19 protein-coding genes are annotated in these 21,675 nt (G+C 74.7%); 14 read left to right on the forward strand and 5 right to left on the reverse strand.

The features are described from left to right. The first annotated feature begins 27 nt into the window (after positions 1 to 27). Positions 28 to 1,416 (forward strand): hypothetical protein, encoded by a 1,389-nt coding sequence (locus B073_RS0103230; protein ID WP_018536651.1) that lies wholly within the window; start codon positions 28 to 30, stop codon positions 1,414 to 1,416. A 23-nt stretch (positions 1,417 to 1,439) separates the two neighbouring features. Here the strand turns inward: B073_RS0103230 and B073_RS0103235 are convergent, their stop codons facing one another. Then, positions 1,440 to 2,774: a glycosyltransferase family 87 protein gene (locus tag B073_RS0103235; RefSeq protein ID WP_018536652.1), complete on the reverse strand. Its 1,335-nt coding sequence runs from the start codon at positions 2,772 to 2,774 to the stop codon at positions 1,440 to 1,442. 237 nt (positions 2,775 to 3,011) lie between these two features. Between B073_RS0103235 and B073_RS0103240 the strand changes: the two genes are divergently transcribed. After that, complete coding sequence (locus B073_RS0103240; protein WP_018536653.1) at positions 3,012 to 4,154, forward strand: glycosyltransferase family 4 protein; 1,143 nt, start codon at positions 3,012 to 3,014, stop codon at positions 4,152 to 4,154. Positions 4,155 to 4,232: 78 nt separating this feature from the next. Here B073_RS0103240 and B073_RS0103245 read toward each other — a convergent pair whose 3' ends face one another. Continuing rightward, positions 4,233 to 6,029 (reverse strand): AMP-dependent synthetase/ligase, encoded by a 1,797-nt coding sequence (locus B073_RS0103245; RefSeq protein WP_018536654.1) that lies wholly within the window; start codon positions 6,027 to 6,029, stop codon positions 4,233 to 4,235. Positions 6,030 to 6,298: 269 nt separating this feature from the next. On the opposite strand from B073_RS0103245, the gene B073_RS0103250 reads away from it, so the two are divergent. The 6 genes from B073_RS0103250 to B073_RS0103275 all read left to right on the forward strand — a co-directional run bounded on the left by B073_RS0103250 (position 6,299) and on the right by B073_RS0103275 (position 11,362). Then, positions 6,299 to 7,075, forward strand: coding sequence for a metallophosphoesterase family protein (locus tag B073_RS0103250; RefSeq protein WP_018536655.1), 777 nt, complete (start codon positions 6,299 to 6,301; stop codon positions 7,073 to 7,075). Between the two features lie 182 nt (positions 7,076 to 7,257). Further along, positions 7,258 to 7,743 carry an SRPBCC family protein gene (locus B073_RS0103255; protein WP_018536656.1) on the forward strand — a complete coding sequence of 162 codons (486 nt, stop codon included), beginning with the start codon at positions 7,258 to 7,260 and terminating at the stop codon, positions 7,741 to 7,743. A gap of 2 nt (positions 7,744 to 7,745) precedes the next feature. Then, positions 7,746 to 8,951: an ArsA family ATPase gene (locus tag B073_RS0103260; RefSeq protein WP_018536657.1), complete on the forward strand. Its 1,206-nt coding sequence runs from the start codon at positions 7,746 to 7,748 to the stop codon at positions 8,949 to 8,951. Between the two features lie 104 nt (positions 8,952 to 9,055). Next, positions 9,056 to 9,523 carry a DUF5304 domain-containing protein gene (locus tag B073_RS0103265; protein ID WP_018536658.1) on the forward strand — a complete coding sequence of 156 codons (468 nt, stop codon included), beginning with the start codon at positions 9,056 to 9,058 and terminating at the stop codon, positions 9,521 to 9,523. A gap of 130 nt (positions 9,524 to 9,653) precedes the next feature. Next, a complete protein-coding gene (locus B073_RS0103270) occupies positions 9,654 to 10,595 on the forward strand; it encodes an ROK family glucokinase (protein ID WP_018536659.1) in 942 nt (313 codons plus the stop codon). Positions 10,596 to 10,600: 5 nt separating this feature from the next. Next, positions 10,601 to 11,362 (forward strand): endonuclease/exonuclease/phosphatase family protein, encoded by a 762-nt coding sequence (locus B073_RS0103275; RefSeq protein ID WP_018536660.1) that lies wholly within the window; start codon positions 10,601 to 10,603, stop codon positions 11,360 to 11,362. Positions 11,363 to 11,376: 14 nt separating this feature from the next. Here B073_RS0103275 and B073_RS0103280 read toward each other — a convergent pair whose 3' ends face one another. After that, positions 11,377 to 11,922: a hypothetical protein gene (locus B073_RS0103280; protein WP_018536661.1), complete on the reverse strand. Its 546-nt coding sequence runs from the start codon at positions 11,920 to 11,922 to the stop codon at positions 11,377 to 11,379. Continuing rightward, a complete protein-coding gene (locus B073_RS0103285) occupies positions 11,909 to 12,706 on the reverse strand; it encodes an alpha/beta hydrolase (protein ID WP_018536662.1) in 798 nt (265 codons plus the stop codon). The genes B073_RS0103280 and B073_RS0103285 overlap by 14 nt, the downstream gene beginning before the upstream one ends. A gap of 236 nt (positions 12,707 to 12,942) precedes the next feature. Here B073_RS0103285 and B073_RS0103290 point away from each other — a divergent pair, with 236 nt between their 5' ends. The 5 genes from B073_RS0103290 to B073_RS0103315 all read left to right on the forward strand — a co-directional run bounded on the left by B073_RS0103290 (position 12,943) and on the right by B073_RS0103315 (position 18,076). After that, entirely contained in the window at positions 12,943 to 13,650 is a 708-nt protein-coding gene (locus tag B073_RS0103290) for a lysophospholipid acyltransferase family protein (RefSeq protein WP_018536663.1), read from the forward strand. Positions 13,651 to 13,751: 101 nt separating this feature from the next. Next, on the forward strand, positions 13,752 to 15,062 hold the full coding sequence (gene macS / locus B073_RS0103295; RefSeq protein ID WP_018536664.1) for a MacS family sensor histidine kinase: 1,311 nt from the start codon (positions 13,752 to 13,754) through the stop codon (positions 15,060 to 15,062). Further along, positions 15,055 to 15,726: a response regulator gene (locus tag B073_RS0103300; protein ID WP_018536665.1), complete on the forward strand. Its 672-nt coding sequence runs from the start codon at positions 15,055 to 15,057 to the stop codon at positions 15,724 to 15,726. The genes macS and B073_RS0103300 overlap by 8 nt, the downstream gene beginning before the upstream one ends. Positions 15,727 to 15,916: 190 nt before the next feature. Further along, complete coding sequence (locus tag B073_RS0103310) at positions 15,917 to 16,945, forward strand: 6-phosphofructokinase (RefSeq protein WP_018536666.1); 1,029 nt, start codon at positions 15,917 to 15,919, stop codon at positions 16,943 to 16,945. Positions 16,946 to 17,059: 114 nt separating this feature from the next. After that, a complete protein-coding gene (locus tag B073_RS0103315) occupies positions 17,060 to 18,076 on the forward strand; it encodes a 2-hydroxyacid dehydrogenase (protein ID WP_026247010.1) in 1,017 nt (338 codons plus the stop codon). On the opposite strand, the gene B073_RS0103320 is transcribed toward B073_RS0103315, so the two are convergent. Continuing rightward, positions 18,042 to 19,991, reverse strand: a complete 1,950-nt coding sequence (locus B073_RS0103320; RefSeq protein ID WP_018536668.1) for a phenazine-specific anthranilate synthase component I — start codon at positions 19,989 to 19,991, stop codon at positions 18,042 to 18,044. The genes B073_RS0103315 and B073_RS0103320 overlap by 35 nt on opposite strands. Positions 19,992 to 20,248: 257 nt before the next feature. On the opposite strand from B073_RS0103320, the gene B073_RS0103325 reads away from it, so the two are divergent. Continuing rightward, positions 20,249 to 21,598: a class II 3-deoxy-7-phosphoheptulonate synthase gene (locus B073_RS0103325; RefSeq protein WP_018536669.1), complete on the forward strand. Its 1,350-nt coding sequence runs from the start codon at positions 20,249 to 20,251 to the stop codon at positions 21,596 to 21,598. The last annotated feature ends 77 nt before the right edge of the window (positions 21,599 to 21,675 follow it).

Genomic DNA, 21,675 nt, shown 5'->3' on the forward strand with positions numbered 1-21,675 from the left:
GGCCGGGCCGCGCTTACGATCGGCCGCATGCCGGACCACAGGGCGCGACGCAAGGGGCCGTGGCGGGCCGCACGGGCGGCCGGCTGCGCGGCGTCGCTGCTGGCGCTGCTCGTCCAGCTCACCGGTTGCGCCCCCGCGGACGGGCCCACCGACCAGTACCCCGGCGCCCAGCAGATGCTCGACGCGCGGGCTGACGCCGTCCGACGGCACGACGCCGCGGCCTTCCTGGCCTCCGTCGATCCCCGAGCCACCGCCTTCCGCGGCCGGCAGCGCGCGGTCTTCGACCACCTCGCCGCCGTCCCGCTCGCCGACTGGCGCTACGACCTGGTGTCCACCGGCGCCTTCCCGCTGCCGCTCGGCGCCGGGAAGACACTGGCCGCGCAGGTGCGGCTGCGCTACCGCCTCAAGGGCTTCGACACCGCGCCGGTCACCAGCGTCCAGTACCTCACCCTCACCGAGCGCGGCGGCCGCTGGCTGGTCAGCTCCGACTCCGACGGCGCGGGCGGCGGCAAGGGCGGGACCCGCCAGCTGTGGGACCAGGGCCCGGTCCGGGTGGTCCGCGGGCGGTACAGCCTGGTCCTGGGCGGGGCCGCGGACCTGTCGCGGCTGCGCGACCTGGCGTCCCGGGTGGACGCGGCGGTGCCCCGGGTCTCCGCGGCCTGGAAGGGGACCTGGGCGCGGAAGGTGGTGGTGGAGGCGCCGGACAGCGTCGAGCGGATGGCGCAGCTGATGGGCGGTGACGATCCGTCCGGGTACGCCGGGATCGCGGCGGTCACCACCGGCGAGGCGGGCGCGTCGGCCGCGGCCCCCGCGGACCGGGTGATCGTCAACCCGGACGCGTACGAGGAACTCAACGACCTGGGCCGCTCGGTGGTCCTCACCCACGAGACCACCCATGTCGCCACCCGTGCGCTCACCACGTCCGCCACCCCGCTGTGGCTCTCCGAGGGGTTCGCGGACTGGGTCGCCTATCGGGAGGTGCACCGGCGGCCCGCCGTCACCGCGCCGGAGCTCTCCCGGGCGGTCGCGGCCGGGCGGGAGCCGGGGAGCCTGCCGGGCGACGCCGACTTCGGCTTCCGGGCCGGCGCGGAACGGCTGGCCAAGGCGTACGAGGGCGGCTGGCTGGCCTGCCGGCTGATCGCGGAGAAGTGGGGCGCGGACCGGCTGATCGCCTTCTACCGGGACACCGGGCGGCGCGGGCTCCGCGACGCGGCGGCCGGCCCGGCGACGGCACCCATGGAGGCCCGTACCGCCGCCCCGACGGCCCCGGCCGGCCCGGCCGCCCCCGCGGTGGGCGGCACCCCCCGGAGCGGCCGCAGCGGCCTGGTGGAGCGCGCCTTGCGCGCCCAACTCGGCGTCGGGCTGGCGGAGTTCACCACGATGTGGCGCACCTACGTGCGCCGCGAACTGGGCTGAGGGAGGGGCGGGCGCCCCGGTCGTCAGACTCGCGTCGTCCGCCCGGCAGACGGGAGTTCGGCGGCAGGGCCGGGCAGCCCGGACGGTTGCCGGGGCCGGCCGGGGGCGGTGGCGGTCCGCAGCCGGCGGCAGGCGAGCAGGGACGCGGCCACCAGCAGGCCGTTGCGCAGCACCAGCAGGGCGATGCCCCGGGCGTCGCTCGCCACCACGTTGGCGAAGCCGACCGGGAACTCCAGCAGGGTCAGCCCGGCGGCCGGCAGCACCAGCACGGCCGGCAGGACCTGCCGGCTCGCCCGTACGGTCAGGCAGACCGCGGCCAGCCCGACCAGCCACAGCAGGTACTGCGGGCTGATCACCCGGCTGGTGGTGGTGAGGAGGAGGACGGCGGTGAAGGCGGCGTCGCAGAGCACCGCGGGACCGCCGGGCGTCCCGGCGCGCAGCCGCCAGTGGACCAGCCAGGCCAGCGCGGCGCCGGTCAGCGCCAACGAGAGGGCGCTGACGAGGGACACGCCGGGGCCGAGGAACTCCAGCGAGCCGTAGTGGAGTTGCACCTCGCCGGGCCAGCCGGCGTGCCGGGCGAGGTGCAGGACCAGCGCGCCCAGCGACTCGATCTCCGTGCCGCGGTCGCGCTGGAAGGTGAGGAAGGCCAGTGCGCCCGGCGCCGCCACGACCGCGGTCAGCGTCAGCCCGGCGGCCCAGCCGCCCGCACTCCGCCACAGGGCGCGGGCCCGGCGGCCGCGCAGCGGCGCCCCGGCCAGCAGCAGCGCCGGCCAGACCTTCAGCAGGGTGCCGCAGGCGATCAGCGCGCCCGCGGTGCGCGGCCGTCGGGCCGCCGCGAACAGCGCCGCCGCGGCCACCGCCGCCACCAGCAGGTCGTAGCGCGCGTAGGCGGTCGGGCCGAGCAGGGCGACGCCCGCGATCCATGCCCAGGCCCCGGCCCGGCGGTGCCCCGGCGTGCCGCCGACCCGCAGGAAGAGCGCCAGCGCGGCCGCGTCCACGGCCAGCACCAGCACGAAGAACGCGGTGGCGTAGGGGAGGAACGGCAGCAGGCCGGGGGCCAGGACGGGCAGCGCGGCGGCCGGCGGGTACTGCCAGGTGACGTCGTCCAGGGGGAAGGCGCCGGAGCGCAGGACCTCGGCCCAGCCGTGGTAGATCACCGAGACGTCGGTGGTGACGTCCGGGCCGGGCAGCACCAGCACCCGCAGGACGCACAGCAGGAGCAGCGCCCGGGTGGCGGCCCAGGCCGTCCAGGCGGCGGCTGCGGCACCGGCGGCCCGGGTGGCGCGGGCGGAGGTGCCGGGCGGCGCGGGCCGGGTGGGCCGGCCCGTCGTGTCCGTCCTGCTGTCGGTGCTGGTCATCGTCACCCCGTCGGTCGTCCTGCGTGCATGATGCCGGGAGGGGCGGTGCGCGCCGCCGAACGCGGCCGGGCGCCCCGGGCGCGGGGCGTGGCGGGGCGCGCCGCCCGGCCCCGGCCGGCCGCCGCCCGGACCCGCCCACCCGGTACTGTCGGCCCCGGACCCCGCGGGGCGCGCCGCGCCCCGCCCGCCGGGCGACCGCCGCTCACCGAGAGACCACCGACCGCTGAAGAGACCACCGTGCACAAGACCCTCATCGTCACCAACGACTTCCCGCCCCGGCCCGGCGGAATCCAGGCGTTTCTGCACAGCATGGCGCTGCGGCTGGATCCCGACCGGGTCGTGGTCTACGCGTCCACCTGGAAGCGGACCGAGGAGGGCCGGGCGGCCACCGCCGCCTTCGACGCCGAGCAGCCCTTCCCGGTGGTCCGGGACGCCACGACGATGCTGCTGCCCACGCCCCGGGTGACCCGGCGGGCGGTCTCGCTGCTGCGCGAGCACGGCTGCTCGTCGGTGTGGTTCGGGGCCGCCGCGCCGCTGGGGCTGATGGCGCCGGCGCTCCGCGCGGCCGGCGCCCGCCGGATCGTGGCCACCACCCACGGCCACGAGGCCGGCTGGGCGCAGCTGCCGGCCGCCCGGCAGCTGCTGCGGCGGATCGGCGAGGGCACCGACACCCTCACCTACCTCGGCGAGTACACCCGCACGCGGATCGCCGCCGCGCTCACCCCGGACGCCGCCGCCCGGATGGCCCAACTCCCGCCCGGCGTCGACGAGAAGACCTTCCACCCGGACTCCGGCGGCGACGCGGTACGGGCCCGGCTCGGGCTCGCCGGCCAGCCGGTGGTGGTCTGCGTCTCCCGGCTCGTCCCGCGCAAGGGGCAGGACACCCTCATCGAGGCGCTGCCGGCGGTCCGCGCCGCGGTGCCGGACGCGGTGCTGCTGATCGTCGGCGGCGGCCCGTACGAGGCGCAGCTGCACCGGCTGGCCCTGGAGAAGGGCGTCGCCGACGCGGTCCGCTTCACCGGTGCCGTCCCGTGGGAGCAGCTGCCCGCCCACTACGGCGCGGGCGACGTCTTCGCGATGCCCTGCCGCACCCGCCGCGGCGGGCTGGACGTCGAGGGGCTGGGCATCGTCTACCTGGAGGCGTCCGCCACCGGGCTCCCGGTCGTCGCGGGCGACTCGGGCGGTGCCCCGGACGCGGTGCTGGAGGGCGAGACCGGCTGGGTGGTCCCCGGCGGCTCCCCGGAGGCCGTCGCCGACCGCCTCGTCACGCTCCTGAAGGACCCCGGGCTGCGCCGCACGATGGGGGCCCGCGGCCGCGCCTGGGTGGAGGAGAAGTGGCGCTGGGACCTGCTCGCGGAGCGGCTCAAGGAGCTTTTGTAGTCCGGTCGTTGTGGCCGCACGGCGCGGGCCGGTGAGCGGTCACCCTGCTCACCGGCCCGCGGCACCGGCGTCCCCGCGTCAGCCGCGGTAGATCGCCTCGATCTCCTCCGCGAAGTCCTTCGCGACGACGTTCCGCTTCAGCTTCAGCGACGGGGTCACATGCCCCGACTCCTCGGTGAACTGGGTCGGCAGGATACGGAACTTGCGGACCGACTCGGCCTTGGAGACCGCCGCGTTGCCGTCGTCGACCGCGCGCTGCACGGCGGCCAGCAGCTCGGGGTCGTCGGCCAGCTGGACGGGCGTCGCGTCGGCCGGGCGGCCGTGCTCCTCGGCCCAGCGGGGCAGGAACTCCTCGTCCAGGGTGATCAGCGCGCCGATGAACGGGCGGCCGTCGCCGACCACCATGCACTCGGCGATCAGCGCGTGGGCGCGGATCCGGTCCTCGATGACGGCCGGGGCGACGTTCTTGCCGCCCGCGGTCACCAGGATCTCCTTCTTGCGGCCGGTGATGGCGAGGTAGCCGTCCTCGTCGAGGGTGCCGAGGTCGCCGGTGTGGAACCAGCCGTCGGAGAGCGCCTCCTGGGTGGCCGTCGGGTTGTTCCAGTACTCGCTGAAGAGGTGCTCGCCGTGCAGCAGCACCTCGCCGTCGTCGGCGATCCGGACCACCGAGCCGGGCAGCGGCTGGCCGACCGTGCCGATCTTCTGCCGGTCCCAGGGGTTGAACGCGGTGGCCGCACAGGACTCCGTCAGGCCGTAGCCCTCCAGGGCGGTGAAGCCGATGCCGCGGTAGAAGTGGCCCAGCCGCTCGCCGAGCGGGGCGCCGCCGGAGATGGCGTGGGTGGCCCGGCCGCCGAGCACCGCCCGCAGCTTGCCGTAGACCAGCCGGTCGAAGACCTTGTACTTCACCTTCAGGCCGAAGGACGGCCCGCCCGGGGTGTCCAGCGCCCGGCTGTAGGCCATCGCGGTCTCCGCCGCCTTGTCGAAGATCTTGCCCTTGCCGTCGGCCTGCGCCTTGGCCCGCGCGGAGTTGTAGACCTTCTCGAAGACCCGGGGGACGCCCAGGATCATCGTCGGCCGGAAGGAGGCCAGGTCGTCGGTGAGGTTCTTGATGTCCGGCGCGAGGCCCAGCTTGATGGGCGCCATGACGGAGGCGACCTGCACCAGCCGGCCGAAGACGTGCGCGACGGGGAGGAAGAGCAGCACCGAGGAGTCGCCGGTGCGGAAGAGGGGCTTCAGCCGCTCGACGACGTTGCCGCACTCGGCGAAGAAGCTGCGGTGGCTGAGCACGCAGCCCTTGGGGCGGCCGGTGGTGCCGGAGGTGTAGACGATGGTGGCGGGGGAGTCGGCGACGGCCAGCGCGCTGCGCTCGTCGACCTCCTCGTCGGTGATGCCGTCGCCGGCGGCCCGCAGCCGGGCGATGGCGTCCCGCTCGATCTGCCAGATGTTCGCCAGGTCCGGCAGCCGGTCGCGGACCGACTCCACCGTCGCCTCGTGGTCGGGCGTCTCCACCAGGCAGGCCGCCGCGCCGGAGTCACCGAGGATCCATTGGATCTGCTCGGCGGAGCTGGTCTCGTAGACGGGGACGGTGATGGCGCCCGCGCTCCAGATGGCGAAGTCCAGCAGCGTCCACTCGTAACGGGTGCGCGACATCAGGCCGATCCGGTCGCCCGGCTCGATCCCGGCGGCCATCAGGCCCTTGGCGACCGCCCGGACCTCGGCGAGGAAGGCGGCGGCGGTGACGTCCTGCCAGACGCCGTTCACCTTTCGTCCCAGGACCGCGACATCCGGGTACTGCGCGGCATTGCGGCGGATCAGGTCCGTCAGATTGCCGTCCGCGGGGACCTCGTACAGGGCCGGAAGGCTGAACTCGCGCAAGACTGCTGCTCCTCGAAAGCGCCGGCGCCACGACTGTGTGCGCACCGGCTGCGGTCCATGATCATGCGGGGGGATTGGACGGGCCGGACGTTACCCACCGGTATTGCCATTGGGATAGGGGTGCGCGGCCAGATGTTCGATGCGTCACATGCTGCGGACACGTCATGGGGACTGCACGCGCAGACTAGTCCAGCCCTGAGGTGACCCGAAAGTAACCGCCCAGCCGCCCCGCCTCCTCGCGGCGGCCCGCGCGCTCGTAGGGTGACGCCATGCGCGTGCATGTGGTGAGTGACGTCCATGGGAACAGCCGGGACCTGGCGACGGCCGGGGACGGGGCCGACGCCCTGGTCTGCCTCGGCGACCTGGTCCTCTTCCTCGACTACGCGGACCACTCGCGCGGCATCTTCCCCGAGCTCTTCGGCGCCGAGAACGCCGCCGCCCTGGTCGCACTGCGCACCGCCCGCCGCTTCGCCGAGGCCCGCGAGCTGGGCCGCCGCCTCTGGGCCGGGCTGGACCGCGACGGCGCGAGCCGCGAGGAGGTCATCGAGGCCGCCGTCCGCCGCCAGTACGCCGACCTCTTCGCCGCGTTCCCCGCCCCCACCTACGCCACCTACGGCAACGTCGACATCCCGCGTCTGTGGCCGGAATACGCCCGGCCCGGCACCACCGTCCTCGACGGGCAGCGGGTGGAGATCGGCGGCCGGGTCTTCGGCTTCGTCGGCGGCGGCCTGACCTCCCCGATGCGCACGCCCTACGAGATCGGCGACGAGGAGTACGCCGCCAAGATCGAGGCGGTCGGCGAGGTCGACGTGCTGTGCACCCACATCCCGCCGGACGTCCCCGAACTCTGCTACGACACCGTCGCCCGCCGCTTCGAGCGCGGCAGTTCGGCCCTGCTGGACGCCCTCCGCACCACCCGGCCGCGCTACGCCCTCTTCGGCCACGTCCACCAGCCGCTGGCCCGCCGGATGCGGATCGGCGGTACGGAATGCGTCAATGTCGGGCACTTCAACGCGACCGGCAGGCCGTACGTGCTGGAGTGGTGAGGCCCGGCACCGGGCCGCGCGGCCGGCCCGTCGCGGTGGGCCCGCTGGTGTCGGCCCGGGTTGCGCCGCGCGGTAGCCTTCAGCAGCACAGACACCGCGCAACGGGGTCGCCCCGGCTCGGAGTGGAGAGCCCGGGGAAGGGTCGGCGGACCGGCATGGATCGGCATGGAGGAGTCACGGCGATGGCCGAACACACCAGCTCGAACATCACGATCGAGGCGGCACCGGCCGAGGTGATGGGAGTGATCGCCGACTTCGCCCGCTATCCGGAGTGGACCGGAGAGGTCAAGGAGGCCGAGATCCTGGCCACCGACGACCGGGGCCGCGCGGAGAAGGTGCGCCTGGTGCTGGACGCCGGCGCCATCAAGGACGACCACACCCTCGCCTACACCTGGACCGGCGAGAACGAGGTCAGCTGGTCGCTGGTCAAGTCACAGATGCTGCGCGTCCTCGACGGCTCCTACCGGCTCGCCGCACTGTCCGGCGGCACCCGCACCGAGGTCACCTACCAGCTCACCGTCGACGTGAAGATCCCGATGCTCGGGATGATCAAGCGCAAGGCCGAGAAGGTCATCATCGACCGCGCGCTGGCCGGGCTGAAGAAGCGCGTCGAGGGCGGCCCCAAGGCGTCCGGCACGACCGCCGCCGACGAGGCCGAGAAGCACTGAGCGTGCGCACCGTCCTCGTCACCGGCCCCGGCGGCGCGGGCCGCACCACGCTCGCCGCCGCGACCGCCCTGGCCGGGGCCCGGCAGGGCGCGCGGACCCTCCTGCTCACCACCCAGAGCAGCGCCCCGGAGGCGGTCCTCGGCGTCCGCCCCGGCGTCGCCGAACCCGCGCCGATAGCGGCGGCCCCCGGCCTGCACGCCCACCGCATCGACCCCGCCGACCGCTTCCGCCAGGAGTTCCTCGCCTTCCAGGAGCGCGCCGGCGCCGCCCTCGACCTGCTCGGCGCGGCCCCGCTCGACGAGGACGAACTCACCGAACTCCCCGGCTCCGAGTCCTTCGCGCTGCTGCACGCGCTGCGCGCCGCACACGCCTCGGACGCCTGGGACCTCGTGGTCGTCGACATGCCGCCGGCCGCCGAAACGATCCGGCTGCTCGCCCTGCCCGCGCAGGTCCGCCGCTACCTCCGCCGCCTGCTGCCGCCCGAGCGGCAGGCCGCCCGCGCGCTGCGCCCGGTGCTCGCCCAGCTCGCCGGCGTCCCCATGCCGGCCCAGAAGCTGTACGAGGCCGCCGAGCGCTGGGGGCACGAACTCGCCGCCGTCCAGCGGGTGGTGGACGCCCCCGGCACCACCGTCCGGCTGGTCACCGACGCCGGCCCGGTCGCCACCGCCGCGCTGCGCACCCTCCGCGCCGGCCTGGCGCTGCACGGCCGCCGCACCGACGCCGTCCTCGTCAACCGGCTGCTGCCCACCGGCTCCGCCGACCCCTTCCTCGCCGGGCTCTCCGGCAGCCAGCAGACCGCCCTGAAGGCGCTGCGCGAGGAGTTCCCCGACGTCCCGGTGCACGAGGTGCCGCACCTGGGCCGCGACCCCCAGGGCGTCGAGGAGCTCGGCGCGCTGCTCGACGGCGCCGCCGACGCCCCGGCCCCCGCGGCCGCGCCCGCCGACCCCTGGACCGTCGAGGACCGGCTGGCGTCCGAGGGCCTGCTCGTCTGGCGGGTGCCGCTGCCCGGCGCCCGGCGGGACGGCCTCGGCCTGGTGCGCCGCGGCGACGAGATCGTGGTGACCGTCGGCCGCTTCCGGCGGATCCGCACCCTGCCCTCCGCGCTGCGCCGCTGCACCGTCTCCGGCGCCTCCCTGCGCGACGGCGCCCTGGAGATCCGCTTCACCCCCGACCCGGGGCTCTGGCCGCGGACCGCGCCGAGCGACTGATCCCGGCACCCCCGTTCGGGTAACGTCGTAAGACGTCACCGTCGTGCGTCCGCGCACGGCACCCGTACGGTCCGTACCGCCCGCAGGAGTCCACGGAGTCCGCCATGAGTGATGCCACCGAGCGCCCCGCCGACCGCCGCGCCGAGCCGGACGCCGACGCCTGGAAGACGGCCTGCGCCGAGGACCTCGCCGCGGAACAGGCCCGCCGCCGGGCCGAGTACGGCCCCCAGCCGGGCACCGCCGCCGAGGAGCTGCGCCGGCTCGCCGAGGCGGTGACCGACAAGCTCGCCGCCATCCAACTGCCCGGCGCGCTCGGCGGGATCGCCGCCGGCGGCGGCGAGCTGCTGCGGCAGGCCAAGGCCGCCGTCGAGCCGGTCATCGAGCGCAACCCCGACGTCTTCGACCACCTCGCCGCGGCCGGCTCCGAGCTGCTCGCCGCCTACCGCTCCGCCGTGGCGGGCAGCGAGCGCCGCTGGACCCGCGACACCGGCCCGGCCGACCGCCCCGAGGGCCCGGCCGCCGACCCGCGCGACGACGGCCCGGCCGGCACCGAGCGCATCGACCTCGACTGACGCCCGCCGCCCGCGGCCGGCGTCAGATCCCCCGCGATCCCCCGCCCCGGCGGCCCTGACCGGCGGGGAAGCTCCCGCTGCCTCCGGTACGGTGGGTCCCGGCGGGGTTCGAGCGAAAACTGAGGGACACATGGGACTCACCATCGGCGTCGACATCGGCGGCACGAAGATCGCGGCCGGCGTGGTCGACGAAGAGGGTTCGATCCTTGAGACGTGCAAGGTAGCGACCCCGCAAGGCCCCGATGCGCTGACCGAGGCCATCGCGGACGCCGTCCGCACCGTCGGAGCCGGCCACCACGTCGAGGCCGTCGGCATCGGCGCCGCCGGCTACGTCGACGAGAAGCGGGCCACGGTGCTGTTCGCCCCGAACATCAACTGGCGCCACGAGCCGCTCAAGGACAAGGTCGAGCAGCGCGTCGGCCTCCCCGTCGTCGTCGAGAACGACGCCAACGCCGCGGCCTGGGGCGAGTACCGCTTCGGCGCCGGCCAGGGCCACAGCGACGTCATCTGCATCACCCTCGGCACGGGCCTGGGCGGCGGCATCATCATCGGCAACAAGCTCCGCCGCGGCCGCTTCGGCGTCGCCGCCGAGTTCGGCCACATCCGGGTCGTCCCCGACGGCCTGCTCTGTGGCTGCGGCAGCCAGGGCTGCTGGGAGCAGTACGCCTCCGGCCGCGCCCTGCTGCGCTATGCCCGGCAGCGCGCCTTCGCCACCCCCGAGAACGCCGAGATCCTGCTGGCGCTCGGCGACGGCACCCCCGAGGGCGTCGAGGGCCGGCACATCAGCGCCGCCGCCCGCCAGGGCGACCTGGTCGCCATCGACTCCTTCCGCGAACTGGCCCGCTGGGCCGGCGCCGGCCTCGCCGACCTGGCCTCGCTCTTCGACCCCTCGGCCTTCATCGTCGGCGGCGGCGTCTCGGACGAGGGCGAGCTGGTCCTCGACCCGATCCGCAAGTCCTTCCGGCGCTGGCTCGTCGGCAGCCAGTGGCGGCCGCACGCCCAGGTGCTCGCCGCCCAACTCGGCGGCAAGGCCGGGCTGGTCGGCGCCGCCGACCTGGCGCGCCAGGGCTGACGCGGATGGCGGCGGAGCGCTCCGGACTCGCGCCCTCGGCCACGGAGGCCGACGGCAGCGCGGTCGTCCGGGTGCTCAGCTACAACATCCGCTCCCTGCGCGACGATCGGGCGGCGCTGGCCCGGGTCATCCGGGCCTGCGCCCCCGATCTCGTCCTCGTCCAGGAGGCGCCGCGCTTCTTCCGCTGGCGCAAGGCCGCCGAGCGCCTGGCCCGGGCGAGCGGCCTGATGTACGTCACCGGTGGCGCCACCACCGCGGGCCCGATGATCCTCGCCCGGCTCCGCGCCCACGTGGAGCGCACCGAGGACGTCCTGCTGCCCCGTACCCCCGGCCTGCACCAGCGGGGCCTGGCCACCGCCGTGCTGCGCTTCGCCGGGGCCCGGCTCGGGGTCGTCAGCTGCCACCTCAGCCTCGACGCCCGGGAGCGGTACGGCCAGGCCGGGCTGCTGCTGGAGCGGGTCGCCGGGCTGGGCGTGCCGCACGCGGTGGTCGGCGGCGACCTCAACGAGCGGCCGGACGGCCGGAGTTTCCGGCGGATCGCCGGGGCGCTCCGGGACGGCTGGGCGGCCGAGCCGTGGGGCGGGGAGTTCACCTCCACGCCGCACGCACCGCGGCAGCGGATCGACGCGCTGTTCACCACTGGTGGCGTCGAGGTGCTCGGCTGCGGTGTGCCGTACGACCTGCCGGGCCTGCGGGCGGCCGATCTGCTGGCCGCCTCGGACCATCTGCCGGTGCTGGCGGCCCTGCGGGTGCCGGCCGGCGGCTGACCGGCCGGCAGTCCTCAGACCACCGCGCCGCCGCCCGGCAGGTCCTCGTCGTCGTCCCGGTCGTTGCCCATCCGCGCGAAGAGGGTGGCCAGGCCGCCCAGGAAGCCGCCGATGCCCGGCACCGCGATCCACCAGGTGACCGGCTGCTGGAGGACGACCGCGCCGACCAGCAGCAGCGGACCGCCCAGGGCCGCGATCCAGGCGAACTTGGTGGTGGTGTCGGCGCTCGGCAGCGGCGGCGGCTCGGGCGGGGTGAAGTGGCCCTCGTCGGTCTCGTCGAAGTCGTCGTCGGAGGGCTTCTCGGGGGCCCAGTCGCGCGGCCCCACGCCGGGGGCGTAGACCACGAAGCTGCCGGGGCGCGGCGGCGGACCGTCGCCGGGCGTGCCGTCACCGGGGCGCGCGGCGGGGGCCTCCGGGGCGTCGCCGTCCGCCGGCGCGCGGTCCGGGCGCTCCCCGGTCGCCGGGAACTCCGGCCGCTCGCCGTACCCCGCGACGATCTCGGCCCACGCGGCCTCCTCGTCCAGCGGGTCCCGGGGATCGCGGGGGCTACGCTCCGCCACGGGCCGCCGCCCCCTCCTCGGCCGCCTCCGGCCGGGCCTCCGGGGCGAGCCGGGTGATGAAGTCGTGGGTGTCCTGGAAGATCCGCTCCGCGTCGTGGTCGAGCGTGGCGACGTGGTAGCTGCGCTCCAGCAGGACGTGCCGGACGTCGGTGGAGGAGACCCGGCCGAGGATGCGCTCGGAGTCGACGGGCGGGACGACGTGGTCCTGCCGGCTGGTCAGCACCAGCAACGGCTGGGTGACGCGCGGGAGTTCGGCGTCGACCAGCTGGAAGAACCGCCGCAGCGAGTGCGCGGCGTGCAGCGGCACCCGGTCATAACCCACCTCCGCCGCACCGGGCTTGGCGATGTCGCTGGCGATGCCCTTCGTCGAGCGGACGACGTGCCGCAGCGCCGGCAGCAGCGGCGCCGCCCTGTCGTGGACCCTGTTGCCCGGGTTGACCAGGGCGACGCCGCTGAGGGTGTCGCCGTGCCGGGCGGCCAGCCGCAGGGCCAGCGCGCCGCCCATGGACAGTCCGCAGACGAAGACCTTGGCGCAGCGCCCGGCCAGTGCGCGCAGCTCGCGGTCGACCTCGGCGTACCAGTCCTGCCAGGTGGTGAGCTGCATGTCCTCCCAGCGCGTGCCGTGGCCGGGCAGCAGCGGGACGGTGACGCTCAGGCCCCGGTCGGCCAGATACTCGGCCCAGGGGCGGACGGACTGCGGGGAGCCGGTGAAGCCGTGGCAGACGAGGACGCCGACGTCTCCGCCGTCGCGGCGGAACGGCTCGGCTCCGGGGAGGAGCGGCACCGGGGGACTCCGATCGGTGAGAGGGCTCGCGGGTTACCTCAGGGTACGCGGAGTGACCGCGGCGGGGGTAGGGCCATGGCCCGGCCGGGGGCGCGGACGCCCATGGAGACCGCCCCGCGCACGGCCTCCGGCGGGCCCGTACGCCGTCGCGTGGCTCGCCGCGGCCCCCGGCGCGCCGCGCGGGGGTTAAGGTCAGTGCGTCAGACACAGGAGGCAGTCGGTTGATCTACGGCGCAATGAAGTTTTCCATCGGCGGTCCGCTGAGGCTCGCGTTCCGTCCCTGGGTGGAAGGCATCGAGAACGTTCCCGCCGAGGGCCCGGCGATCCTCGCGAGCAACCATCTGTCCTTCTCGGACTCGTTCTTCCTGCCCGCGGTGCTCGACCGCAAGGTCACCTTCATCGCCAAGGCCGAGTACTTCACCTCCCCGGGCGTGAAGGGGAAGCTCACCGCCGCGTTCTTCAAGGGCGTGGGGCAGCTCCCGGTCGACCGCTCGGGCGCCCGCGGCGCCGGCGAGGCCGCCATCAAGAGCGGTATCGAGGTGCTGGAGCGCGGCGAGCTGTTCGGCATCTACCCGGAGGGCACCCGCTCCCCGGACGGGCGGCTCTACCGCGGCAAGCCGGGCGGCCTGGCGCGGGTGGCGCTGGCCACCGGGGCACCGGTCATCCCGGTGGCGATGATCGACACCGAGAAGGTGCAGCCGCCCGGCAAGGTCCTGCCCAAGATGGTCCGGCCCGGCATCCGGATCGGCAAGCCGCTGGACTTCAGCCGCTACCAGGGCATGGAGGGCGACCGCTACATCCTGCGCTCGATCACCGACGAGGTGATGTACGAGATCATGAAGCTCTCCGGCCAGGAGTACGTCGACATCTACGCGACCGCGGCCAAGCGGCAGATCGCCGAGGCGGCCAAGGCCGCGGAGGCGCAGAAGAAGGCCGGGGCGTAGGCCCTCTCGCGCGGCGCGGGGTCGTTCGGGCCACCGCCGGGGAAACGGGACGGACGAGCCGAGACCGGGGCGGGGCGGCCCCGTTGAGGGGTGGGGCCGGCATGACGGATGCCGACACGGACGACATACGGACGACGGGCGACGGCGCCGGGGGCGGCCGCGGCGCACGGCCGGGCGGCCCCCCGAAGGCGCTGCGGATGTCCGTCGAGCTGCCGCTGTGGCGGGCGCTCACCGGCTACCGCATCCTGACCCTGGTCTACGTCCTGGGCCTGTTCGCGGTCGCCTACCCGCGCTACGCGCACCCGCTGGGCGGCGCCGCCTACATGGCCGCGCTCACCCTCTGGACGGCGCTGACCTGGCGCCGGACGACGTCCGCCGAGCGCTGCACCCGGCAGTTCCTCCTCGGCGACCTTGGTTTCGCGGTCGGCGGCATCCTGCTGACGTCGCTGATCGACACCCAGGCCCGCATCATGGGCGGCGCCCCGACGCTGCCGTCCATCTGGGCGGCGGGGGCGGTACTGGGCTTCGCCATCAAGGGCGGCTGGCGGTGGGCCGCGGTGGCCTCCAGCATCGTGGCGGCGGCCAACCTCGTCGAGCGCCAGGCGCTGGCCCGGGACACCGTCCACAACGTGGTGCTGGTGTGGGTGGCCAGCGTCGCCATCGGCTATGTCGTCGAGGTGGCCCGGGCCAGTGAGCGCACCCTGGCCCGCGCCCTCCAGATCGAGGCCGCCACCCGCGAGCGGGAGCGGCTGGCCCGCGACATCCACGACAGCGTGCTGCAGGTGCTCGCCATGGTGCAGCGGCGCGGCGCCGCGATCGGCGGCGAGGCGGCCGAGCTGGGCCGGATGGCCGGCGAACAGGAGGTGGCGCTGCGCACCCTGGTCGCCGGCGGACCGGTGCCCCGGCAGCGGACGGCGGCCGACGCCGCGGAGGGCGCCGCGGTCCCGGCCGGCCCGGCGGTCCCCGGCCCGCCGCCGGGCGGCCCCTGCGACCTGATGGCGCTGCTCGCCCCGCACGCCGGGGCCGGGGTGGCGCTCTCCGGCCCGGGCACCCCGGTCGGGCTGCCGGCCGCCGCCGCGGGGGAGCTGGCCGCCGCTGTCGGTGCCGCGTTGGACAATGTCCGGGTGCACGTGGGGGCCGACGCCCGCGCGTGGATCCTGGTGGAGGACGAACCGGACGCGGTGCTGGTGACGGTGCGCGACGAGGGCCCCGGCATCCCCGAGGGGCGGCTCGCCGCGGCCGAGCGCGAGGGCCGCCTCGGGGTGGCCCTGTCGATCCGCGGCCGGCTGCGGGAGCTGGGCGGCAGCGCCGAGTGGATCTCGGTCCCCGGCCAGGGCACGGAAGTGGAGCTGAAGGTTCCCAAGGGCCGCGCGCCCGAGGGCGGACGACGGGGGAGGCACGGACATGAGTGACGAGACGGGCCTGCGGGTCATGGTGGTCGACGACCACCCGATGTGGCGGGACGCGGTCGCCCGGGATCTGGCGGAGGCCGGGTTCGACGTGGTGGCGACGGCCGGGGACGGGCTCCAGGCGGTGCGCCGGGCGCAGGCCGCGGCGCCCGACGTACTGGTCCTGGACCTCAATCTGCCGGGCCTGCCCGGCGTCCAGGTGTGCAAGCAGCTGGTCGGCGGCGATCCGTCGCTGCGGGTGCTGGTGCTCTCCGCCAGCGGCGAGCACGCCGACGTCCTGGAGGCGGTGAAGTCCGGTGCCACCGGCTATCTGCTGAAGTCCGCCAGCACCGAGGAACTGCTCGACGCGGTCCGCCGCACCGCCGCCGGCGACCCGGTCTTCACCCCGGGCCTGGCCGGCCTGGTCCTCGGCGAGTACCGCCGGCTGGCGACGGAGCCGTCCCCCGCGACCGCCGACGACCCGGGTGCCCCCCGGTTGACGGAGCGGGAGACGGAGGTGCTGCGCCTGGTCGCCAAGGGGCTCTCGTACAAGCAGATCGCCGAGCGGCTGGTCATCTCGCACCGCACGGTGCAGAACCACGTCCAGAACACCCTCGGCAAGCTCCAGTTGCACAACCGCGTCGAGCTGGTGCGCTACGCGATAGAGCGCGGCCTCGACGGCGTCTGAGGCGTCGGGCGTCCCCGCCGGGGCCGCGGCCGTCCGCTCGTAAGGGTGAACGCCGTGCGTCAACTCCCGTGCAGCGGACGGGATTCGGCCGCCCGCACCATCCCTGAGTGAGCCAGGTCACCATTAGCGTGGCCGACGTTAACGCTCACGGACGGCCGTACGCGGCCACGGACGGGATGAAGGTGAAGCGATGCGGGTCGGAGTACTGACCGGCGGCGGCGACTGCCCGGGTCTGAACGCGGTGATCAGGGGCATCGTCCGCAAGGGCACCCAGGAGCACGGATACGAGTTCGTCGGCTTCCGGGACGGCTGGCGCGGTCCCCTGGAGGGCCACACCGTGCGGCTGGACATCCCGGCGGTGCGCGGCATCCTGCCGCGCGGCGGCACCATCCTCGGCTCGTCGCGGACCAACCCCTTCAAGCAGGAGGACGGGGTCCGCCGGATCACGGAGACGCTCGCCAAGCAGGAGGTCGAGGCGCTGATCGCGATCGGCGGCGAGGACACCCTCGGCGTCGCCTCGCGGCTCTTCACGGAGCACGGCATCCCCTGCGTCGGCGTGCCCAAGACCATCGACAACGACCTGTCGGCCACGGACTACACCTTCGGCTTCGACACCGCGGTCGGGGTCGCCACCGAGGCCATCGACCGGCTGCACACCACCGCCGAGTCCCACATGCGGGTCCTGGTCGTGGAGGTGATGGGCCGGCACGCCGGCTGGATCGCGCTCCACTCCGGCCTGGCCGGCGGCGCCAACGTCATCCTCATCCCGGAGCAGCGCTTCGACGTCGGCGACGTCTGCCGCTGGATCGAGTCCCGCTTCAAGGCCAGCTACGCGCCGATCGTGGTGGTCGCCGAGGGTGCCATGCCCAAGGACGGCGAGATGGTGCTCAAGGACGGCAGCACCGACTCCTTCGGGCACGTCCGGCTGTCCGGCGTCGGCGAGTGGCTGGCCAAGGAGATCGAGCAGCGCACCGGCAAGGAGGCCCGGACCACCGTCCTCGGTCACACCCAGCGCGGCGGCACCCCCAGCGCCTTCGACCGCTGGCTGGCCACCCGCTTCGGGCTGCACGCCATCGACGCGGTGCGGGACGCCGACTACGGCACGATGGTCGCGCTGCGTGGCACGGACATCGTCCGGGTGCCGCTGGCGGAGGCGACCGCCAAGCTGAAGACCGTCGATCCGGCGCTCTACGCCGAGGCCGGCGTCTTCTTCGGCTGAACTCGGCGCGCACGGTGCCGCCCGCGCCCCGGGCGGCACCGCACGACGAGCGGCCGTATATTCGCCATGACGCGACATTTCCGGCCCACCGCGGGGGAGAACGGGGAGAAGACCGTGGAGATCGTCGCCTTCGGCGTGCAGGCGGACGAGCGGCCGCTCCTGGAGCAGGCGTTCGCGGGCCGCCATCAGGTCCGCTGCCTGGACGTCCCCCTCAACCGCGACACCGCCCCCATCGCGCACGGCTACGAGGTCGTCTCCACCAGCGTCAACGACGACCTGCGCGCCGAGGTGCTGCAGACCCTCGCGGCCGGCGGCACCAAGATGCTCGCCCAGCGCTCCACCGGCTTCAACAACATCGACCTGGAGGCCGCGGCCGATCTCGCCCTGACCGTCGGCCGGGTCTCCGCCTACTCGCCGTACGCGGTCGCCGAGTTCGCCTGGCTGCTGGCGCTGGCGGTGAACCGGCGGCTGGTCCCGGCCGCCCACCGCACCCGCAACTTCGACTTCCGGCTGGACGGCCTGATGGGCCGCGATCTGCACGGCCGCACGGCCGGGGTGCTCGGCACCGGCCGGATCGGCACCGCCTTCGCCCGGATCGCCCACGGCTTCGGGATGCGGCTGCTGGGCTGGGACCTCACCGAGAACCCGGAGTGCCGGGCGCTGGGCATGCACTACGTCTCCCGGGAGCGGCTGTTCGCCGAGGCGGACCTCGTCACCCTGCACGTCCCGCTGACCGGCGACACCCGGCACCTGGTCGACGCCGCCGCGCTGGCCGCCATGAAGGACGACGCCATCCTGGTCAACTCCAGCCGCGGCGGGCTGATCGACACCGCCGCCCTGGTCGACACGCTCAAGACCGGCCGGCTCACCGGCGTCGGCCTGGACGTCTACGAGGAGGAGGCCGGGCTGTTCTTCCAGGACAAGTCCCTGGACGTCATCGGCGACGACGTCCTGGCCCGGCTGATGACCTTCGCGAACGTGCTGGTCACCTCGCACCAGGCGTACTTCACCGAGGAGGCGGTCGGCCAGATCATCGCGGCCACCGTGGCCAACGTGGAGGACCATCTGGCCGGCCGCGCCAGCGAGAACCTCCTGGTCACACGAGGACAGCTGCCAGCAGCTGCGCGGTGACCCCGGCACCGTCCAGGGTCAGCACCGACTCGGGGTGGAACTGCACCCCGGCGAAGCCCGGGCCGCGCAGCGCGTGCACCTCGCCGGTGGTCTCGTCCCGGCTCAACTCCACGCGGTGCATGGCGAGTTCGGCCGCGGTCCGGTCGTCGCAGCGGGCCGTGAAGGTGTTGTAGAAGCCCACCGTCTCGGCCCGCCCGAAGAAGTCGATCCGCTCCTGGGCGCCCTGGAACGGCACCTCCTTGCGGACGATCTCCAACCCCAGCTCCGCGGCGAGGAGTTCGTGGCCCAGGCACACGCCGAGCAGCCGGTGGCGGTGGCCGGCCACCAGGTCGGCGGTGAGGGACCGCAGGAAGCGCATCTTGGGGTCGGCGGTGTCGGACGGGTCGCCTGGGCCCGGGCCCAGCACCACCGGTCCCTCGTGTGCCAGGGCGGCCGCCCGCAGCCCCGGCTCGTCGTAGCGGTGGACCGTCACCGTCAGCCCCGAGGTGCGCAGCAGGTGCGCCAGCATCGCGGTGAAGGTGTCCTCGGCGTCGACGACCAGGGCGTGGCCGTGCAGCCCGGCGACCGGGGCGGTGGTCTGCATCCGGAGCCAGAAGGGGGCCAGGTCGGCGCGGCGGGCGTCCAGCGCGGCCCGCACCCGCGGGTCGTCGGCCAGCCGCGGCGCCGGCCCGGCCGCGGGCCGCGCGGGCGCCGGCCGGACCCCCAGCGCGGTGAGCACCCCGGCCGCCTTGGCGTGCGTCTCGGCGACCTCGCCGGCCGGGTCGGACGCGCGCACCAGGGTGGCGCCGACCGGCACCCGCAGCCGGCCGCCCGCACCGTCGATGTCCGCGGTGCGGATCAGGATCGGCGAGTCCAGGGTCTGCGTCCCGCTCGCGTCCCGGCCGATCAGCGCCAGCGCGCCCGCGTAGTAGCCGCGGCCCCGCCCGTCCGGGCTGGCCGGCTCGTGCCGCGCGATGACCCGGCAGGCGTTCTGCACCGGCGACCCGGTGACCGTCGCCGCGAACATCGTCTCCTTGAGGACCTCCCGCACGTCCAGGCTCGAGCGGCCGCGCAGTTCGTACTCGGTGTGCGCGAGGTGCGCCATCTCCTTGAGCCGCGGCCCGACCACCACCCCGCCCTGGTCGCCGACGGTGCACATCATCTTCAGTTCCTCGTCGACCACCATCGACAGCTCCTCGACCTCCTTGCGGTCGCCGAGGAACGCCAGCAGGCTCTCCGCGGAGGGCCCCTCCGCGGGGTAGCGGTAGGTCCCGCTGATGGGGTTCATCACGACGGTGCCGCCGGCCATCCGGACGTGCACCTCCGGGCTGGCGCCGACCAGCGTGCGCACCCCCGGCCGGTGCACCACGAACGTCCAGTACGCGCCGCGCTCGCCGGCCAGCAGCCGCCGGAACAGCGCCAGCGCGTCGGCCGCCGAGAAGCCGGGGATCTCCCCCTCGAACGTCCGGCGGACGACGAAGTTGGCGCCCTCGCCGGTGCCGATCTCCTCCCGCACCACCCGCTCGACGATCTCCGCGTAGGCCGCGTCGTCGACGTCGAAGGCCCCGCCGTCCACCCGTACGGCGTGCGCCGGGAGCGCGGCCAGCAGCGCGTCCATCGGCAGCTCGTGGCGCTCGGCGGGGCGCAGCACGGCCAGCGGGGTGCCGTCGTCGTGCGCCCGGAAGCCGCGCTCGCGGATCTGCCGGAACGGGATCAGGGCCAGCGCGTCGGTGACCGGCGCGGCCGGCGCCCCTTCGCCGAGTGGGATGTCGGCCAGCCGCTCGACCTCGGTCACCTCGCCGATCAGCACCTCGACGAGGGTGCCGTCCCGGCCCGGTGCGCGGCGGCGGAGCAGGGCGAACGGCGGGCAGGCGGGGTCCAGCAGCCGCTGGACCAGCGCGACGGCGTCGGGCCGGGTCTGGGGATCGGGGTGCATGGCGGTTCCTTCCGGGAGTGCTTCCGGTACGGAGGGAACGGCCGCGGGAACACCGAAGGCCGCCCCTCGGGCGGCCTTCGCGGTCTGTGGGATGCGTACGCGAATCAGTGGGCCGCCGGCTGGGCGGTCCACCACCAGTACATGTTCATGGTCGGTCGCGTCTGCATGGCCGGCACCCTACCGGATCTCCGGTGCGGCGGTGTCTCACAGTCCGGATGGCGGACGGACACCCCGGCCGGACCCCGTAATGTGGGGGTGTGACCGTGAACGCTGAAACCCACGCCGGTGGCAACACCTGGCGAGACCTGCCCGCGGCGCAGCAGCCTGACTGGCCGGACCAAGAGGCTCTGCGCGATGTGATCGCCGAGCTCGAGTCCTATCCGCCGCTCGTCTTCGCCGGCGAGTGCGACCAGCTGCGCGAGCGCCTGGGCGCGGTCGCCCGAGGCGAGGCGTTCCTGCTGCAGGGCGGCGACTGCGCGGAGGCGTTCGACGCCGTCTCCGCGGAGCACATCCGCAACAAGCTCAAGACGCTCCTCCAGATGGGCGCCGTGCTGACGTACGCCGGGTCCGTCCCGGTGGTCAAGGTCGGCCGGATCGCCGGCCAGTACAGCAAGCCGCGCTCCAAGCCGACCGAGACCCGCGACGGGGTCACCCTGCCGACCTACCGCGGCGACTCCGTCAACGGCTTCGAGTTCACCCCCGAGGCCCGCATCCCGGACCCGAAGCGGCTCCAGCGGATGTACCACGCCTCCGCGGCGACCCTGAACCTCGTCCGCGCCTTCACCACCGGCGGCTACGCCGACCTGCGCCAGGTGCACGCCTGGAACCAGGACTTCGTGAAGTCCTCGCCCTCCGGCCAGCGGTACGAGGCGCTGGCCCGCGAGATCGACCGGGCGCTGAACTTCATGAACGCCTGCGGGGTGGAGCCGGAGGAGTTCCGGACCGTCGAGTTCTTCGCCTCGCACGAGGCGCTGATCCTGGACTACGAGTCGGCGCTGACCCGCGTGGACTCCCGCACCGGGAAGCTCTACGACGTCTCCGGCCACATGGTCTGGATCGGCGAGCGCACCCGTCAACTCGACGGCGCGCACATCGAGTTCGCCTCCCGGATCCGCAACCCGATCGGTGTGAAGCTCGGCCCGACGACGACGCCGGAGGACGCGCTCACCCTCATCGACCGGCTCGACCCGGACCGCGAGCCCGGCCGGCTCACCTTCATCACCCGCATGGGCGCGGACAAGATCCGCGAGAAGCTGCCGTCCCTGGTGGAGAAGGTCACCGCCTCCGGCGCCCAGGTCGTGTGGATCTGCGACCCGATGCACGGCAACACCTTCGAGGCGGCCTCGGGCCACAAGACCCGCCGCTTCGACGACGTGCTGGACGAGGTCAAGGGCTTCTTCGAGGTCCACAAGAGCCTCGGCACGCACCCGGGCGGCATCCACGTCGAGCTGACCGGTGACGACGTCACCGAGTGCGTGGGCGGCGGCGACGAGATCTTCGTCGACGACCTGCACCAGCGCTACGAGACCGCCTGCGACCCGCGGCTGAACCGCAGCCAGTCGCTGGACCTGGCCTTCCTGGTGGCGGAGATGTACCGCGACCAGTAGCGAGCGGCGTACGACGAGTGGGGCGCGGATCCTGTGATCCGCGCCCCACTGCGTTGCCCCGCGTTGTTCCCCGCCCG

Source organism: Streptomyces sp. MspMP-M5, from assembly GCF_000373585.1.
Taxonomy (GTDB): domain Bacteria; phylum Actinomycetota; class Actinomycetes; order Streptomycetales; family Streptomycetaceae; genus Streptomyces.